The organism is Undibacterium sp. GW821-FHT07F11 (assembly GCF_059418665.1).
In genome coordinates, this window is record NZ_JBWKQH010000013.1 from 126221 (window position 1) to 142617 (window position 16397).

General features: G+C 52.0%; 16 protein-coding genes and 1 riboswitch. All 16 genes read right to left on the reverse strand.

Translation table 11 applies throughout. From position 1 onward, the window contains the following. Positions 1-28: 28 nt before the first annotated feature. The 16 genes from AC07OI_RS27620 to AC07OI_RS27695 all read right to left on the reverse strand — a co-directional run bounded on the left by AC07OI_RS27620 (position 29) and on the right by AC07OI_RS27695 (position 16371). The gene (locus tag AC07OI_RS27620) at positions 29-1834 is read right to left on the reverse strand and encodes a methyl-accepting chemotaxis protein (RefSeq protein WP_492708495.1); all 1806 of its coding nucleotides are present in this window, start codon (positions 1832-1834) and stop codon (positions 29-31) included. Between the two features lie 96 nt (positions 1835-1930). After that, positions 1931-2476, reverse strand: coding sequence for a chemotaxis protein CheW (locus AC07OI_RS27625; RefSeq protein WP_495259385.1), 546 nt, complete (start codon positions 2474-2476; stop codon positions 1931-1933). 35 nt (positions 2477-2511) lie between these two features. Further along, positions 2512-2877, reverse strand: a complete 366-nt coding sequence (locus AC07OI_RS27630) for a response regulator (RefSeq protein ID WP_422952007.1) — start codon at positions 2875-2877, stop codon at positions 2512-2514. 76 nt (positions 2878-2953) lie between these two features. Continuing rightward, complete coding sequence (locus AC07OI_RS27635) at positions 2954-3862, reverse strand: response regulator (protein ID WP_492708491.1); 909 nt, start codon at positions 3860-3862, stop codon at positions 2954-2956. Positions 3863-3901: 39 nt separating this feature from the next. After that, positions 3902-3986, reverse strand: a riboswitch (cyclic di-GMP riboswitch). Between the two features lie 166 nt (positions 3987-4152). Beyond that, on the reverse strand, positions 4153-4881 hold the full coding sequence (locus AC07OI_RS27640; RefSeq protein ID WP_495259386.1) for a pyridoxine 5'-phosphate synthase: 729 nt from the start codon (positions 4879-4881) through the stop codon (positions 4153-4155). 207 nt (positions 4882-5088) lie between these two features. After that, positions 5089-7089, reverse strand: coding sequence for an acetyl/propionyl/methylcrotonyl-CoA carboxylase subunit alpha (locus AC07OI_RS27645; protein WP_492708487.1), 2001 nt, complete (start codon positions 7087-7089; stop codon positions 5089-5091). 126 nt (positions 7090-7215) lie between these two features. After that, complete coding sequence (gene bioB, locus AC07OI_RS27650; RefSeq protein WP_495259387.1) at positions 7216-8244, reverse strand: biotin synthase BioB; 1029 nt, start codon at positions 8242-8244, stop codon at positions 7216-7218. Between the two features lie 12 nt (positions 8245-8256). After that, the gene (gene bioD / locus AC07OI_RS27655; protein ID WP_495259388.1) at positions 8257-8952 is read right to left on the reverse strand and encodes a dethiobiotin synthase; all 696 of its coding nucleotides are present in this window, start codon (positions 8950-8952) and stop codon (positions 8257-8259) included. Further along, positions 8952-10232, reverse strand: coding sequence for an 8-amino-7-oxononanoate synthase (gene bioF / locus AC07OI_RS27660; protein ID WP_495259389.1), 1281 nt, complete (start codon positions 10230-10232; stop codon positions 8952-8954). The genes bioD and bioF overlap by 1 nt, the downstream gene beginning before the upstream one ends. Beyond that, positions 10229-11575, reverse strand: coding sequence for an adenosylmethionine--8-amino-7-oxononanoate transaminase (bioA, locus tag AC07OI_RS27665; protein WP_495259390.1), 1347 nt, complete (start codon positions 11573-11575; stop codon positions 10229-10231). Before bioA ends, bioF begins: the two co-directional genes overlap by 4 nt. A 14-nt stretch (positions 11576-11589) precedes the next feature. Further along, positions 11590-12135, reverse strand: a complete 546-nt coding sequence (locus AC07OI_RS27670) for a DUF1569 domain-containing protein (protein WP_495259391.1) — start codon at positions 12133-12135, stop codon at positions 11590-11592. A 60-nt stretch (positions 12136-12195) separates the two neighbouring features. After that, the gene (locus AC07OI_RS27675; RefSeq protein WP_495259392.1) at positions 12196-12975 is read right to left on the reverse strand and encodes an enoyl-CoA hydratase/isomerase family protein; all 780 of its coding nucleotides are present in this window, start codon (positions 12973-12975) and stop codon (positions 12196-12198) included. Between the two features lie 32 nt (positions 12976-13007). After that, positions 13008-13949: an alpha/beta hydrolase family protein gene (locus AC07OI_RS27680; RefSeq protein ID WP_495259393.1), complete on the reverse strand. Its 942-nt coding sequence runs from the start codon at positions 13947-13949 to the stop codon at positions 13008-13010. A 9-nt stretch (positions 13950-13958) separates the two neighbouring features. After that, a complete protein-coding gene (locus AC07OI_RS27685; RefSeq protein WP_495259394.1) occupies positions 13959-15581 on the reverse strand; it encodes a carboxyl transferase domain-containing protein in 1623 nt (540 codons plus the stop codon). 8 nt (positions 15582-15589) lie between these two features. Further along, positions 15590-15973: a YchJ family protein gene (locus tag AC07OI_RS27690; RefSeq protein ID WP_495259395.1), complete on the reverse strand. Its 384-nt coding sequence runs from the start codon at positions 15971-15973 to the stop codon at positions 15590-15592. Between the two features lie 2 nt (positions 15974-15975). Next, positions 15976-16371, reverse strand: coding sequence for a rhodanese-like domain-containing protein (locus tag AC07OI_RS27695; RefSeq protein WP_110257516.1), 396 nt, complete (start codon positions 16369-16371; stop codon positions 15976-15978). Positions 16372-16397 lie beyond the last annotated feature (26 nt).

Genomic DNA, 16397 nt, shown 5'->3' on the forward strand with positions numbered 1-16397 from the left:
AGCCTTGCGCAGGTTTTGAGTGGTAGTGTCAGGCCGCCAGTTTGAAGACGCGCACAGTAGACAAAAGCATCCTTGCATATTCCACCAGATTGGTGGTTTGTGCAGATTGTTCATCAAGCTGCAAGCTGGTTTCCTGATTGGTTTTCTTGATCTGTATCGCTCTGTCCAGCAACTCCTGACTGGCCTTGGCCTGGCCGTGGGATTTGATGGCAATTTGCTGTACCGATTCCACCAGTTCAGAAGTCGCATTCTGGGTTGCCTGCATTTGCAGACCAGCCTGTTCTGCCAGGCGACTGCCTTCTACCACCTGAGCAATTGCCGAGTTCATGGTGTTGACCGTATCTGATGTTTCCAGTTGAATATTATTGACCAGGCCAGAAATTTGCAGCGTCGCCTGCCGCGCATTTTCTGCCAGCCTTTGCACCTCATCCGCAACCACCGCAAAACCACGGCCGGCTTCACCGGCAGATGCCGCATGCATACTCGCATTCAAGGCCAGGATGTGAGTACGTTCGGCGATCGCATTAATCAGGCCGACCACACCGGAAATTTCTTGCGAACGTTCACCCAGGCGTTTAATCCGTTTTTCTGTTTCGCGTATGATGTCGCGGGTACTGTTAATACCACCCACTGTGCTGTTTACCGTATCCATCGCCAGCCTTGTCGAGCGTATTGCATTATCAGCGGCGCGGTTGCAGGTTTGAGCCAGGTCGGCAATATTACGCATTTCTTCAGAGGCATTCGACAGTGACAAAGTCGTATGTTCCACTTCCAGCCTTTCTTCCGCCGCTGCTGCCATCACGTTGTCAGACTGGGCTTTCACTTTCAGCGTTGCCTCCGTCACGTCGGCAGAAATATTACTTACATCACGCAGCACTTTGGCAGTTTCACTGGTCAACATGTTCAAGGCGTCGGATACTGCGCCGGTCACATCAGCGGACACAGGTACTTTCACTGTCAGATCCCTGCTCGCCAGTTGCGCCACTGCCTGCAACAAGACCAGCACAGATTCATTAAGTTTTTCATTTTCATCTTCGATGGATTTGCGGCTGGCTTCACGTTCATCCACCATCTTGTCAAACTGGCGTGACAGCTTGCCGATTTCATCAGGGTGATTACTACGCGCCCTGACGGTGGCATCGCCCTGCGTCAATTTCTGCATAACGCCGATCAGATGCGATACCGGTTTGGTGATGCTGCGCGTCATCCAGTAAGCAACACCGGCTGCCAGCAAGATGGAAAGCGCAGCCACTACGGCCAGCACATTTTTTGCATTCAGATAAGTGCTGTCGGCTGCGGAACCGTCCCTGTTCACCAGTTTGGTTTGGTAATCAATCAGGCTATCCATGGAAGAAAACCATTTTTCCTGATCGGCTTGCAGATTACCCAGCAGCCAGGCAGTCGCTTCCGTCTTTTTACCTTCTGTTGCCAGTCGCATGAATTCCCTTTGCGATGCACCGTATTTGGTACGTGCTTCTGTCGCGGTCTGGAAGATGCCTTTTTCTTCATCGCTGGCGATCAGTTTTTCGAAATTGGCGATATTTTCTTCCTGATTTTGTCTGCGTGACAAAATCAATTGCTGTTCTTTTTCAACTGCCGATTGATCATTCAGGAGCAGCATATTACGCATGGACCGTGCATTGGCATTAACGTTACCCAGCATCTTGTACGCCAGCACAACCTTGGGATAACTGCCGTCCACAATACGGTGGGTACCATCATTGATGCTCTTGAGGTTGGACATCGCCAGCCAGGCCGTTACCGCCAACAGCAATAACACCGCTGTAAATCCCAGACTGAGCCGGATACCAATATTCGGAGTACGTAATTTCATTTTGCTCTCCACAAGAAAAACATCAACAAAGACTGCTTGATCAAATCAACAGAAGGGGTTCAACCAGATTTAGCTTAAAGTTTTATGCTCTATGCTTTAAGCACTACGGCTGAGTTTTTCAAAAAAACTTTCATGATTGAAGTCCAGCCAGACCTTGTCATCCTTGACGAAGGCCGCTGGTACGTGGGCTTCCAGTGTTGCTGGCAGTTGCGGCATTTGTGTGATGGTGCGCAATTCCGTCAGCGGTTGCGGATAACTGTCTATCAGCATGCCAACAGCATTTTCTGCCTTGTCCAGTATCAAAAACAATTTCGATGCAGTGACTTCAGACCTGCGGCCACTGAGTACCAGCCCCAGATCAAAGATGGGAACCAGGTTGCCGCGCAGATTGATCAGGCCCAGCAGAAATGCGGCAGCACCAGGCAAGGGAGCAAGCGCCTGTGGCCGTATCACTTCACTCCCCATCTCAGCCCTGATCAGCAAATTCAGTGAACCTACGCGGTAGCCATAGCGTTTTCTTTCAACTAGCGGTGCCACATCGCTCCACAGCAAATCACCTGGCGGAGTGAAGCGCTCCAGAGCAACGCTGGGTGGCAGCCAATCTTTAGACTGCCCGGCATCGCTGGAAGTGAACTGGCTCATGACAGCTCCCTGGTTTGGTTTGACTCAATTAAAAATCAGGCAGCTATTTTGAGCTGATCAATAATCTGGTCAGCGGTATATGGCTTGGCGACATAACCTTTGGCGCCTTGCAACTGACCCCAGATCTTGTCGGCTTTTTGTGATTTGCTGCTGACAAAAATGATGGGGATGTCCTTGGTTGCCGGGTCTTGCGTCAGGCTGCGGCAAGCTTCATAACCGTCCATCTCTGGCATGACGATGTCGAGGAAAATAATCGAGGGTTTTTCAGCCTTGGCTTTTTCCAGAGTATCCTTGCCACTGGATGCGGTGACCACCACATAACCGGCATCAGTCAATATGCTTTTGATGTTGGCCAGTTCAGTGGTGGAATCGTCAACAACGAGTGCTTTTTTCATGCCCATGATGTACTCCCGAGATGTGTAGATGAAACGCCCTGATCCTCAGGGCTGAGGTAAAAATGCAGACTTTGGCTTCGTGTCAGGTTCCCATGGCCAGACCATGCCCCTTGTCCAGACCCAGACTGGCGTCACCGCCACTGAGACTCTTTTCCACCACTGCGCGGAACTTAAGGTGCTCTACGGGTTTGGTCAGGTAGCTGCTGCAACCAGACAAAGAACCACGTATGCGATCAAAGGGAGAAGACTTGCTGGTTAACATGACGACAGGAGTACGTTTGGTTTGTGGATGACGGCGTATGATCTTGCAAATCTCATAGCCATCTGCGCCTGGCATGACGATGTCAAGGAAGATGATGTCGTAAGTTTTTTTCTCCAGCATCTGCAGGGCTTGCTCACCTGTTTCTGCACAGTCGGAAGCGATCTTCATGGAGCGCAATTCAAGGTCGATCTTGATTCTCGCAGTAGGACTGTCATCCACGATCAAAGCACGGTGACCGGTCTGTAAGACCGATGCCGGGAAATTCTTTTGCAGCAGAGGCTGCACAATAGCTGCTTTGTCCATTTCTGCCTTCTGAGCAACTGCTGTACTGACGGGAGATGCCGCTGGCCAAACTTTTTCCAGTTCATCTGCTACCTGATCCAGCAAGGCCAGCATCTTGGTCGGCACCAGAGGATGCAATAAATGATATTTGCCTGGCTTCGCCTGCCCTGCATTGGAGATGAATACCGTGGCAGGTTCAGGAATATTGCGTGTTGCTATAAGTTCCTGCAAAGCCGCTCTGGCCTGGCTATTATCCGGGTCGAGTATGACGATATCAGGGTCAGCAGCCTGACCGGCATCGAACAGCGCATAGGAATGCTTGCGTCCGCTAGCCATGGTCAAGCTGAGCACACTGCGTACCAGACGCAATTCATACTCAGACAAACCAAATACACTAATCAGAATTTTTTTAGAAGCGCCGGGAAGCGCCGTAGAAATGCTGTTCATGAGCGACCTACCTCTTAACGAAAAACCGCCTATGCGGATTACGGTACCTGGCTGCCGTGCCGCGTTTGGCGAGGGCCCTATAGTTTTGCGTCCCACGCTTTCGGGTGGTTTGCCTTTAAACAACGCTGATGAAAATTCCTATGAATGAATCCTCATCCATAGGGCGGTACATCAACCACAGTGCCTCATGCGAAGCACCGTTACCCCAATGTAGTTCATGAAATTGCAAGTAACAAGGAAAAAGTTAACATTTTTTTGCTTTTCATTTTTTCTTGCAAAAAATATAAAAATTAGCACGACTGGCAGATTTTTGCGTATTTTGCGAGCACCTCAACAATGCCCTGCTCCAGGCATTCGACGATCACTGCATGGCCTATGGAGACTTCCAGTATGTCGGGTATGGTCAGGAATTTTGCCAGGTTATTCAGGTTCAGATCATGCCCGGCATTCACCCCCAGCCCGGCATCCTGGGCGCGTTTGGCGGCAGCAACAAAACCCTGGAAAATCTCTTCTCCCTTTACCGTGCCAAAATGCTCGGCATAGGGTTCGGTATATAACTCGACACGGTCTGCCCCCAGCTCTTTGGCCAGATGCATGTCCTGATTGTCGTAATCAATAAACAAACTGCTGCGTATGCCCAGCGCCCTGAGGTCAGCCAGCACAGGGCGTAAAAAGTCAGCGTCCTTGCGTAAATCCCAGCCGTGGTCAGAAGTCAGCTGATCAGGCGCATCGGGCACCAGCGTGCATTGCGCAGGTTTGTTGCGCTTCACGACGTCCAGGAAGTCTGGCGCAGGATAACCTTCCACATTCAATTCCACACCACGCGCCTGGCATAACACGCCCAGGGTTTCCACATCAGAATAACGCGCATGCCTTTGATCCTGACGCGGATGCAGGGTAATGCCGCGTGCCCCCAAGTCCAGGCAGCGGGCAGCAAAGGCTTGCACATCAGGATAATTACGGCCACGTGAATTACGCAGCAGGGCGATTTTGTTGATGTTGATGGAGAGTGCGGTCATGGTGATTCCAAAGTCTGGGCAAGGTAATGAAAAATCGCTGGAACAATTTTCTGTTCAGGTATTCATCATGGACTTGCTTGTCGAATTGTACAAGTAACACAGCGGGGTGATTTGCTGGCGTATCTGTTTTACTTAAATGATCTGGTGATAAAAAAGTAAAGCCAGCACAACAGTGCTGGCTTTACGGGACAAGCTTCAGGCAAAGATTTACTGCTGGAAAGCCAGCAACTGCGCCCCTTCAGTCACCTGATCGCCAATCGCATACAAGACTTCATCAATGACGCCATCATGCGGTGCAGAAATCGTATGTTCCATCTTCATGGCTTCCATGATCAGCAGGGCATCGCCCTTCTTCACTTCCTGCGCCTTGTTGACGAGCACGGCAACGATCTTGCCTGGCATGGGTGCAGTCAGGCGGCCAGTTTCAGCCTCGGCTTCACCGGCATGTGCCAGCGCATCGATGTAATGCAGGTCAGTGTGTCTACCCTGGCTGAAGACGTGGAAATGTTCGCCATCACGCACTACGGTAGCCGCCACAGTCTGTTCTGCAATCTTGATGACGATATCATTTTCATCGGCCAGTGCCAGTTTGACTTGCGCTGTCGCTGCACCGGCCTGCACTTGCCAGCCATCTGCAAGGTAAGTCACTTGCACTTCATGCGCCTGCTCTTCTTCTGTGAATTGCAGGCTGCGTTGCATGAGGCCGTTCATGCGCCAGCCGTGGCTGGATTGCCAAGGGTCACTACTACCACTTGCTGATTTTTCTGAATTCAACAGAGAGACAACCGCCAGTGCCAGCGTTGTCAGGTTCGCGGCTACCGGTGCAGGGAATAGTTCTGCCTGATTGCGTTCTATCAGACCAGTATCCAGATCAGCACCAGAAAAAGCCGTGCTGGTCACCAGACGCGACAGGAAGGCGATATTGCTGTGCAGGCCAACGATCTGGTATTGCGCCAATGCCTGCGCCATGCGCGCCAATGCTTCTTTCCTGTCCTTGCCCCAGACTATCATCTTGGCGATCATGGGGTCATAGAAAGGTGAAATCGTGTCGCCTTCACGTACGCCGCTATCGATACGGAAAGCCGCCGGATCAGTCGCGCCACCAAGTTCAAAATTCACTGCAACGGGAGTACGTGCATGGCGCAAAGTACCTATCGATGGCAGGAATCCTTTTTCAGGATTTTCTGCATACACGCGTGCTTCTATGGCGTGACCATGGATCTGTAATTCGCTTTGTTGCAGCGGCAATTTTTCACCGGCAGCTACACGCAATTGCCATTCCACCAGATCAGTACCGGTAATCATTTCTGTCACTGGATGCTCAACCTGCAGACGGGTATTCATTTCCATGAAGTAGAAAGAACCATCCTGGTTGGCGATGAATTCCACCGTACCGGCACCAACATAACCAACTGCTTTTGCAGCAGCCACGGCAGCCTCGCCCATGGCGGCGCGGCGTTCTGCTGTCATGCCTGGAGCTGGTGCTTCTTCCAACACTTTTTGATGGCGGCGCTGCACCGAGCAATCGCGCTCAAACAGGTAGACGCAATTGCCGTGGGTATCAGCAAACACCTGGATTTCTATGTGACGTGGTCTTTGCAGATATTTTTCTGCCAGCACTTTATCGTCACCAAAAGAATTGATGGCTTCACGTTTGCAGGATGCCAGCGCATCCTTGAAGTCAGCCGATTTCTCAATGACACGCATGCCCTTGCCACCACCACCGGCACTGGCTTTGAGCAAGACCGGGTAACCGATACGGTCAGCCTCGGTATGCAAAAAATCTGCATCCTGATTATCACCATGGTAGCCAGGCACCAGTGGCACATTGGCTTTTTCCATCAGGGATTTCGCTGCAGACTTGCTGCCCATGGCTTCTATCGCAGAAGCTGGCGGGCCGATGAAGGCGATGCCATTTTTGGCACAAGCTTCAGCAAATTCACTGTTTTCTGACAGGAAGCCATAGCCAGGATGTATCGCCTGCGCCCCCGTCGCCAATGCGACTTGTATGATCTTGTCGGCACGCAGATAACTTTCTTTGGCAGCAGCAGGGCCTATCAATACTGCCTCATCACAAACCGCGACATGCTTGGCATTAGCATCGGCTTCGGAATACACAGCGACAGTCTTGATGCCCATGCGGCGTGCGGTAGCAGCAACACGGCAAGCAATTTCGCCACGGTTGGCGATAAGGATTTTGGTAAACATGTCTCTAACCTTTTGGGTGGATGTATCTACGATAATTGACTACGATTTTCATCAGAGAAAAGCACTTGCCCTTCTCTGTGTCTCCATTTTCTCTGTGCACTCGGTGCTGAAGAAGTAAGGTCTTCCTCAAGAACAACTACCAGCCTTCGCTTCTACCTTGCCACGCGTCTTCAAGCCCAGCTTGTCCAGCAAGACACGGTCATCCTGTGCTTCCGGGTTAGCCGTAGTCAGCAATTTATCACCGTAGAAAATCGAATTCGCACCCGCCAAAAAACACATGGCCTGCACGGCTTCACCCATCTGGCGACGGCCTGCAGACAAGCGCACACGCGCCTTGGGCATGGTGATGCGGGCAACGGCTATCGTGCGCACAAACTCCAGCGGATCAAGCGGATCCAGGCCATGCAGAGGCGTACCCTCTACCTGCACCAGATGATTGACAGGTACGGATTCTGGATAGGGATTCAGGTTCGCCAGTTGTGCGATCAAACCGGCGCGCTGACGGCGTGATTCACCCATGCCTACGATGCCACCGCAACATACTTTGAGACCGGCGCTGCGTACATGGCCAAGCGTATCAAGCCTGTCCTGGTAATCGCGGGTGGAAATCACGTTACTGTAAAACTCAGGTGCAGTATCGAGATTGTGGTTGTAGTAATCCAGACCCGCATCTTTCAGACGCTGAGCCTGTTCTTCCTTGAGCATTCCCAGAGTCGCACATGTTTCCAGACCCATGGCTTTGACTTCGCGCACCATGGTTTCTACTTTTTCCATGTCGCGGTCTTTGGGTGAGCGCCAGGCGGCACCCATGCAAAAACGGGTTGCGCCGTTTTCGCGGGCGGCTTTGGCAGCGTCCAGTACTTCACGTACATCCAGCAATTTTTTGGCTTCAACACCGGTGTCATAACGCGCAGCTTGCGGGCAATAGCCACAGTCTTCTTCGCAACCACCAGTCTTGATGGACAAGAGTGTCGCCAGCTCCACATCACCGTCAGGGAAGTTGGCGTGGTGTGCAGTTTGCGCCCGGAACATCAAGTCATTGAAGGGCAAATCAAACAGGGCCAGTACTTCATCCACGGGCCAGGTATCGGCTTCTATCTTCTTGACCGGTGGCTGGAATTGCATGGCTTGCAAAGTCGTATCAGTAGCTTGCATCTTTGTTTCCTTTTACTTCAATTGACTCAAATCCAGATACGAGGCAGCAGCTTTTGCCTTCTCGTCATCAGGAACATTCAAACGGGGAATATGCCCCAGCATGGGTGCTGCTATGCGCTCACGCAGGGCGGCAATATTTTCTTGCGGGTACAGCATGTTGACATCAACGGTATTGGCAACCCAGCCTGCCAGCTTCAGGCCTCGCGCGGCGATGGCTTCGACAGTCAGCAATGCATGATTGATGCAACCCAGGCGCATGCCGACTACCAGTATCACTGGCAAATCCAGGGCTTGCGCCATGTCTGCCGTCGTCACTTGCGCATTCAGGGGTACGCAAAAACCGCCTACACCTTCCACCACCACGGTATCTGCCTGCTCATACAACTGCTGATAGCTATCGACGATATGCTGCAGTTCTATAGTCACATTTTCCAGCTTCGCGACGATATGTGGCGCTGCCGGTGTCTGCATCAGGTAAGGGCATACCAGAGCCAGCTCTGCCTTGACGCTGGATGCTGCCACCAGCATGTCTACATCTTCATTGTGCAAGACACCGTCACGCATTTCTGCCCCAGCGGCTATCGGCTTCATGCCAACGCTTTGCAAACCTTGCGTCTGCATCGCATGCAGCAGAGCAGCGCTGACCAGGGTCTTGCCGATCTCGGTATCGGTGCCGGTCACGAAATAGTCATGCTGCCGCTTTTGCATCAGGCCACCTCAGCAAAACACTGGGCCACATAACTCATCTGATCCAGACGGTTAATCGCCTGCACCAGTTGCAAGACCTGGATTTCTGTATGCGCCGCAGACAGGGTCACGCGCAAGCGTGCCGTACCGACAGGCACGGTAGGTGGGCGTATCGCACCTACCCACAAGCCCTGGTCCATGAGATTGCCAGCTACCCTCAGCATGGCGGCATTGTCGCCAATGAGCACAGGTTGTATCGCAGTATCCGATGGCATGCCCTGCCAGACTTGCAAATGCAGACCATCGCGGAACAAGCCTATCAGTTTCTGCAGATGCGCACGTCTTTGCTGGCCTTCTTCACCAGCAATGATGTCTATGCTGGTCAGCAGTGCGTGTGCCAATGCCGGTGCCGCAGCGGTCGTATAGATATAGGCACGGGCACGTTGCACCAGCCATTCAATCACCGTTGCGTCAGCCGCAACAAAAGCACCACCGACACCAGCGGCCTTACCTAGTGTGCCCATATAAACCAGATTCGGCGACTTGATCTGCAAATGTTCGAGCACGCCACGGCCATGCTGGCCCAGCACGCCAAAACCATGGGCATCATCGACGATGAGCCAGGCATCATAACGCTCGCAAATTGCCAGCAAGGGACCCAGTTCTGCAATATTGCCATCCATGCTAAAGACGCTGTCGGTGACAACGACCCTGTGCTTGGTCTTGCATTGTTGCAGCATGCGTTCCAGCGCTGTGTAATCGCGGTGCGGGAATACCTGCACGGTGGCACGCGATAGGCGTGCACCATCGATGAGGGAAGCATGGTTCAGGGCTTCAGAAAATACTGTCGTGTCTTTGTTGATGGCCAGTGCGGTGATGACCGCCAGGTTGGCCATATAGCCTGTGCAAAAATACAGGGCGCGGGCATTATCGATATGTGGCGAGACAAACTCGGCCAGGCGTTCTTCCAGCACCGCATGGGCACGGCTATGACCACTGATGAGGTGCGAGGCACCACTGCCTACGCCGTACAGCGCAACACCTTCCTGCATGGCCTCTGCCAGTTTGGGATGCGCTGCCAGACCGAGGTAATCATTGCTGCAAAACGCCAGCAAGTCACGGCCATCGACTTTCATGTTTGGTGCTGAAGGGGTTTCTACCGTGCGCCTTTGGCGCAATAAATGTTTTTGATCCAGCACGGCCAGCTCTTGCTGCAAACCCTGTATCAGGGATTTACGTTGCGTGGCTATTCTTATGCCAGGATTATTTATTGCGGGACTGTTTTTACCAGCATCTGTCATGCCATTACCTCTTCAAATACCAGTCTGGTTTTATGTGCCAGCAAGCTCATTTCATCCTGCTCAAGGATGTAGGGCGGCATCATATAGACTGTGCGGCCTATGGGCCGCATTAATAATTCCTGCTTCAGGGCCGCAGCAAAAAAGCGGCGTGAAAATGTCGCTGCGCGTTCTGCATCATCAACCACCGCATCAAAGGCGAGTATCATGCCTTGCTGGCGGAAGTGGCGCACGCGCGCATCATTTTTCAAATCGGCAAAAGCCGTGTTCAAGAATTCTGCCTTGACGCGGTTCTTTTGCAAGACCTTGTCATCTTCAAATATTGCCAGTGTCGCCAGCGCTGCCCGGCATGCCAGCGGATTACCGGTATAGGAATGCGAATGCAAGAAGCCGCGTCTTACATCGGCATCATAAAATGCCTGGTAGACAGCATCAGTCGTCATCACCAGCGACAGCGGTAAATAACCACCGCTAATGCCTTTCGACAGGCATAAAAAATCTGGCCAGATACTCGCAGACTCACAGGCAAAGAAAGTACCGGTACGGCCACAGCCTACGGCAATTTCATCAGCAATCAGATGGACCTGATACTGGTCGCATAATTCGCGCAAGCGCTTGAGATAGACTGGATCATGCATGGCCATGCCGGTCGCACATTGCACCAGTGGTTCTATGATGACGGCTGCAATCTTGCCTGCGCGTTCCTGCAATTTTGCTTCGAGTGCGGCAGCGGCGCGCAAAGCCGCATCGGCAGCAGTTTCGCCAGCCTCTGCCAGACGCGCATCTGGTGAAGCAACGACATGAGCACGCTGCAGCATGGGGCCATAGGCTTCACGGAACAGGCTGACATCGGTTACCGCCAACGCCCCCACGGTTTCACCATGGTAGCTGCCCTGTATGCAAATAAACTCTTGTTTTTCAGTCTGGCCACCATTGCGCCAGGCATGGAAACTCATCTTCAGAGCAATCTCGACCGCTGATGCGCCGTCAGACGCATAGAAGCAATGGCCGAGGGCATGATCAGTAAGAGCCGCCAGTCTTTCTGATAATTCAACCACAGGTGCATGGGTAAAACCGGCCAGCATTGCATGCTCAAGCTTGTCGAGCTGGTCTTTCAGTTCTGCATTGATGCGGGGATTGGCGTGACCAAACAGATTGACCCACCAGGAACTGATGGCGTCAAGATAACGCTTGCCTTCCATATCAAACAGCCATGCACCGCGGCCATGGCTGACGGGGATCAGCGGCACGGTTTCATGATGCTGCATCTGGGTACACGGATGCCATACATGTTGCAGGCTGCGTGCTACCCAGTCATTTTCTTGATTCAAATTATTTCCAGACATTTAACGAATTACTCTTACAACACCTTCAAATCACAAGGCTCGCAAGATATCGCCTTCAAATGATTTTCTATATGCATGACATGGGCCTGGGCAAACTCTGCCTTGCTCAAACTGCCATAAGCAAAATGCGGCTTGATCTCACCCGCATGGTTTTCAAATTTCTGCAATGAGGCAATCAGCATATCGATACCGGCATTCACATCGCCACTTTCAGCGATTGCTGGCGCACCTGGTATTGGTTCAGTCAGGTTATGCGTCATCGCACCGGCGATTGAAAAAGCATAAAAGGCTGCACTGCCTGCCGTTTTCTGAAAGGCAGCCGGTTTCATTTCCGGGTAACCTGTCATCGAATACTCTATGCTTTGCGCCAGATGCACAAAGACTTTATAAGGCTGCCAGCCGGATAGGCTGTCCAGTTTATTCAATTTCAGACTGGCAAGTTTTGCCTGCATATCTGCAATTGTAGTGATGACTACGGTGGACTTGCGATAAGTCACAGCACCTGCTGCAGCCAGCAAAGATACGCCCAGTCCTGTCAATACCAGTCTACGCTTTGTCATCTTCGCCAGCCCCTTTCCATTCTATTCTTGCTTACTATCCGCTTGATCTTCAAGCCAGATTCAACTTAACCAGTTTGGCTTACGTTTTTCCAGGAAAGAACGTACTCCTTCACGGCCCTCATCCGATGCGCGTATCTGCGCTATACCTTCTACCGTTGCTGCTATCAATGCTGGCGTCACTTCGCGGCTGGCGACGTCCTGTACCAGGCGTTTGGCCTGTTTCACTGCATTCGGGCTATTGCTGCAGAGCGCCTTGACGATCTCGGCCACTTTGGCATCCAGTGCCTCGGCAGTCACCACTTCATGAGCAAAGCCTGTGCGATGCGCCTCTGCCGCCGTGAAACGCTCAGCAGTAATGAAATAGCGGCGTGCCGCGCTTTCACCCATGGCCTTGATGACATAGGGCGAAATCGTCGCCGGTATCAGGCCCAGCTTGACTTCACTGAGGCAGAAATTGGCGGTATCGACACTTACCGCAATATCGCAAGCTGCCACCAGGCCCATGCCACCGGCATAGCAATCACCTTGCACTTTGGCAACAACCGGCTTGCTGCATGTATAGATGGTATGTAGCATTTCTGCCAGCTGGCCAGCATCCGCGAGGTTTTCCTCGTGGGTGTAGTCGGCCATCTTTTTCATCCAGTTCAGGTCTGCGCCAGCACAAAAAGCAGGACCATTCGCGGCCAGCACAATAGCACGAATGCTGTCATTCGTATCCAAATCGCGGAAAGCACTGGTGATTTCAGCTATGGTTGTTTCATTAAATGCATTGCGCACATCGGGGCGATTTAATGTCACAGTTGCCACGAAACCCTGAAAGCTCAGCTCGATATTTTCCATTTTAACAATTCCACTTGATTCGTATTTTGATCTTACTTTGCTTTGGAGAAGCCATTCGCATCAAGAAACTCGCTGACCAAAGGTTCCCAAATCTTGCTGCCCCCTGTAAACAGGGTATGACCATCCTTACCAAATGCTGGCAGCAACTTGAATTCTGCCCTGCCACCCGCTTTTACAAAAGCCGCGTGCCATTCCTGGGAATATTTGGGAGCAAAGTATTGATCGTTTTCCGTATATATCCACAGCATGGGTGCTTTGCTGCCTGCGCCAAATTCAGCATACATTTTTTCCATCTTATAGGGCTGGCAAGGCTCACCGGGACGTTCTGCCGGGTTGCCACCAGAGCCACCGGCGAAGTTGATGGCAGCTACCAGACCTGATGGATTTTTTGCCGCCGCCGCTACCGCGCTATAACCGCCTACAGACTGACCCACGACCAGCACCCGGCTGGCATCGACATAATTTTGTGTTTTGGCATGTTCGAGCACTGCCAGAATTTCTTTGCTGGCGGCCTCTGCCATAGGCGCATAATTTTTGTTATTGCAGCTACCGCTTTCTTCAGGGTCAGGTGTCGTCCCCTTTTCACCATAGCCAATGCGGGTAGGCACAAATACGGCGAAACCGCGCTTCACAAAATACCTGACCTGCGGGGTGTACCTGAATCTGGGAGTCGCCGCACGATTCGTAGCGCTGCGACCATGATTCAGGATCAGGATGGGGAAAGGGCCATCACCATCAGGTTTGAACTGCGTAATGACCACTTCACCCTTGCTCTCTCGTCCGAACATATCCTTGACGACTACATTGATAGCCGTCACCGATTCATGCAAGTCCGTTGCCAGCTTGACAGGACCGGCTGTTGCCTGTTCTTCTGCAGTTTTTTCTTCCTGCAGTGCACGCGCCTGAACAGTCAGACTGAACAATGCCAACAGAGCAAGCACAGGCATGCGGATAGCTGAAGCGAAATTTGCCATGATACGTTCCTACATCCTGAACACGCCAAACTTCACATCAGGTATCGGTGCATTCAAGGCTGCCGACAAGCCCAGGCCCAACACCATGCGCGTATCTGCCGGATCGATGACACCGTCATCCCACAGGCGCGCGGATGCATAGTAAGGATGGCCCTGGTGTTCGTACTGATCCTTGATAGGTTGTTTGAAAGCCGCTTCTTCTTCAGCTGACCAGCTACCGCCCTTGCCTTCTATGCCATCACGTTTTACGGTCGCCAATACACTGGCAGCCTGTTCACCACCCATGACGCTGATACGGGCGTTTGGCCACATCCACATGAAGCGGGGTGAATAAGCACGGCCGCACATGCCATAGTTGCCAGCACCAAAGCTGCCACCGATGATGACAGTGAACTTGGGTACATTCGCAGTTGCCACTGCAGTCACCATCTTGGCACCATTGCGGGCGATGCCTTCGTTTTCATATTTGCGGCCTACCATGAAGCCGGTGATGTTTTGCAGGAAGACCAGAGGTATCTTGCGCTGGCAGCACAGCTCGATGAAATGTGCGCCCTTCAGGGCTGATTCAGAAAACAAAATGCCGTTGTTGGCAATGATGCCGACCGGCATGCCGTGAATATGCGCAAAACCGCAGACCAGGGTCGTACCATAACGCGCCTTGAATTCATCGAAATGGCTGCCATCGACGATGCGGGCAATGACTTCACGCACATCAAAAGGCTTGCGGGTATCGACAGGTATCACGCCATACAATTCAGAAGCCGGGAACTTCGGTTCTTCGACTTCTTTCATGACCACGGTTTGTGGTTTCTGGCGGTTCAGGTGCGAAACGATGGTACGTGCCAGCGACAGTGCATGCGTATCATTTTGTGCCAGATGATCTACCACGCCGGAGAGGCGTGTATGCACATCGCCACCACCGAGGTCTTCGGCACTGACGACTTCACCGGTAGCGGCTTTCACCAGTGGTGGACCACCGAGGAAAATCGTGCCCTGGTTCTTGACGATGATGGATTCATCACTCATTGCTGGCACATAGGCACCGCCAGCAGTACAGGAACCCATGACGACGGCGATTTGCGGTATGCCTTTGGCTGACATATTGGCCTGGTTGTAGAAGATGCGGCCAAAGTGATCGCGGTCAGGGAAGACATCATCCTGGTTAGGCAAGTTCGCGCCGCCGCTATCAACGAGATAAATGCAGGGCAGATTATTTTGCTCGGCAATCTCTTGCGCACGCAAATGCTTCTTGACGGTCAGTGGGTAATAAGTACCACCTTTGACTGTCGCATCATTACAGACGATGATGCATTCCTGCCCGGCCACACGACCTATGCCGGTGATGACACCGGCAGATGGAGCAGCATCGGCACCGCTTTTTTCTTTGTACATGTCATAGGCAGCGAGTTGCGAAAACTCGAGGAAAGGCGTGCCTGCATCGAGCAGCATTTGTACGCGGTCACGCGGCAAGAGTTTGCCACGGGCCAGATGTTTCTTACGCGCTTCATCACCACCGCCAAGTGCAATTTTGGCGATCTTTTCTTTAAGGTCATCCACTACGGTTTGCATGGCCGCTGCATTGGCTTTGAATTCTTCAGAGCGGGGATTGAGTTTGGAATCTAAAGTTGTCATTATCTTTTTCACTTTTCTGGAAAACTGCCATCCACGTAAAACCACTTGCCGTCATATCGCACAAAACGGCTGAGTTCATGCAGCCTGTGCGCCTTACCGCCAATCTTGTAACGGGCAACAAATTCCACCGTCGCCGCATCACCATCAGCTTTGAATTTCTTGACTTCCAACCCCAGCCATTTGGTTGGTTCATCATGCGTGATACGTTCCTTGGGACAAGTACGCTCATCCCAGGTCGCACGCAGATAGGCTTCATCATTCAGCGTATAAGCGGTATAGCGCGAACGCATCAGCGCTTCTGCCGTTGGTGCTATCGCTGCACCACTGATGTACTGACCGCAGCACTGTTCAACATTTTTATTCAAGCCACAGGGGCATGCTTTGCTGCTCATTATTACTTCTTGCTTTCCTTGATGGCGACTGGTGCTCCGGCGGCTTTCCAGGCAGTAAAACCACCATCGATATGCGCGACATTTTCCAGGCCCATGTCTTGCACGGTCTTGGTAGTCAATGCACTGCGCCAGCCAGCGGCACAAAATAAAATGAATTCTTTTTTCTCGCCGAAGACAGGTTTGAAATACGGAGAATCAGGATCAACCCAAAACTCTATCATGCCACGCGGGGCATGATAGGCACCGGGGACTATACCTTCACGTTCCAGCTCGCGGATATCGCGGACATCAATGAACTGCACATTGGCATCTGCGAGTTTGGCCTGGGCTTCTGCCACGCTATAGGTTTTAATTTCGGCATTGGCTTCATCAACCAGCTGCTTGTAACCTTTTTTCATGCTGTCTCCGTTATTCTTTTTAAGAA

What these genes read in the sequence shown, in the direction of transcription:
- AC07OI_RS27620 (WP_492708495.1), bottom strand. Translation starts at nt 1,834, where the DNA reads ATGAAATTACGTACTCCGAATATTGGTATCCGGCTCAGTCTGGGATTT.
- AC07OI_RS27625 (WP_495259385.1), bottom strand. Translation starts at nt 2,476, where the DNA reads ATGAGCCAGTTCACTTCCAGCGATGCCGGGCAGTCTAAAGATTGGCTG.
- AC07OI_RS27630 (WP_422952007.1), bottom strand. Translation starts at nt 2,877, where the DNA reads ATGGGCATGAAAAAAGCACTCGTTGTTGACGATTCCACCACTGAACTG.
- AC07OI_RS27635 (WP_492708491.1), bottom strand. Translation starts at nt 3,862, where the DNA reads ATGAACAGCATTTCTACGGCGCTTCCCGGCGCTTCTAAAAAAATTCTG.
- AC07OI_RS27640 (WP_495259386.1), bottom strand. Translation starts at nt 4,881, where the DNA reads ATGACCGCACTCTCCATCAACATCAACAAAATCGCCCTGCTGCGTAAT.
- AC07OI_RS27645 (WP_492708487.1), bottom strand. Translation starts at nt 7,089, where the DNA reads ATGTTTACCAAAATCCTTATCGCCAACCGTGGCGAAATTGCTTGCCGT.
- bioB (WP_495259387.1), bottom strand. Translation starts at nt 8,244, where the DNA reads ATGCAAGCTACTGATACGACTTTGCAAGCCATGCAATTCCAGCCACCG.
- bioD (WP_495259388.1), bottom strand. Translation starts at nt 8,952, where the DNA reads ATGCAAAAGCGGCAGCATGACTATTTCGTGACCGGCACCGATACCGAG.
- bioF (WP_495259389.1), bottom strand. Translation starts at nt 10,232, where the DNA reads ATGACAGATGCTGGTAAAAACAGTCCCGCAATAAATAATCCTGGCATA.
- bioA (WP_495259390.1), bottom strand. Translation starts at nt 11,575, where the DNA reads ATGTCTGGAAATAATTTGAATCAAGAAAATGACTGGGTAGCACGCAGC.
- AC07OI_RS27670 (WP_495259391.1), bottom strand. Translation starts at nt 12,135, where the DNA reads ATGACAAAGCGTAGACTGGTATTGACAGGACTGGGCGTATCTTTGCTG.
- AC07OI_RS27675 (WP_495259392.1), bottom strand. Translation starts at nt 12,975, where the DNA reads ATGGAAAATATCGAGCTGAGCTTTCAGGGTTTCGTGGCAACTGTGACA.
- AC07OI_RS27680 (WP_495259393.1), bottom strand. Translation starts at nt 13,949, where the DNA reads ATGGCAAATTTCGCTTCAGCTATCCGCATGCCTGTGCTTGCTCTGTTG.
- AC07OI_RS27685 (WP_495259394.1), bottom strand. Translation starts at nt 15,581, where the DNA reads ATGACAACTTTAGATTCCAAACTCAATCCCCGCTCTGAAGAATTCAAA.
- AC07OI_RS27690 (WP_495259395.1), bottom strand. Translation starts at nt 15,973, where the DNA reads ATGAGCAGCAAAGCATGCCCCTGTGGCTTGAATAAAAATGTTGAACAG.
- AC07OI_RS27695 (WP_110257516.1), bottom strand. Translation starts at nt 16,371, where the DNA reads ATGAAAAAAGGTTACAAGCAGCTGGTTGATGAAGCCAATGCCGAAATT.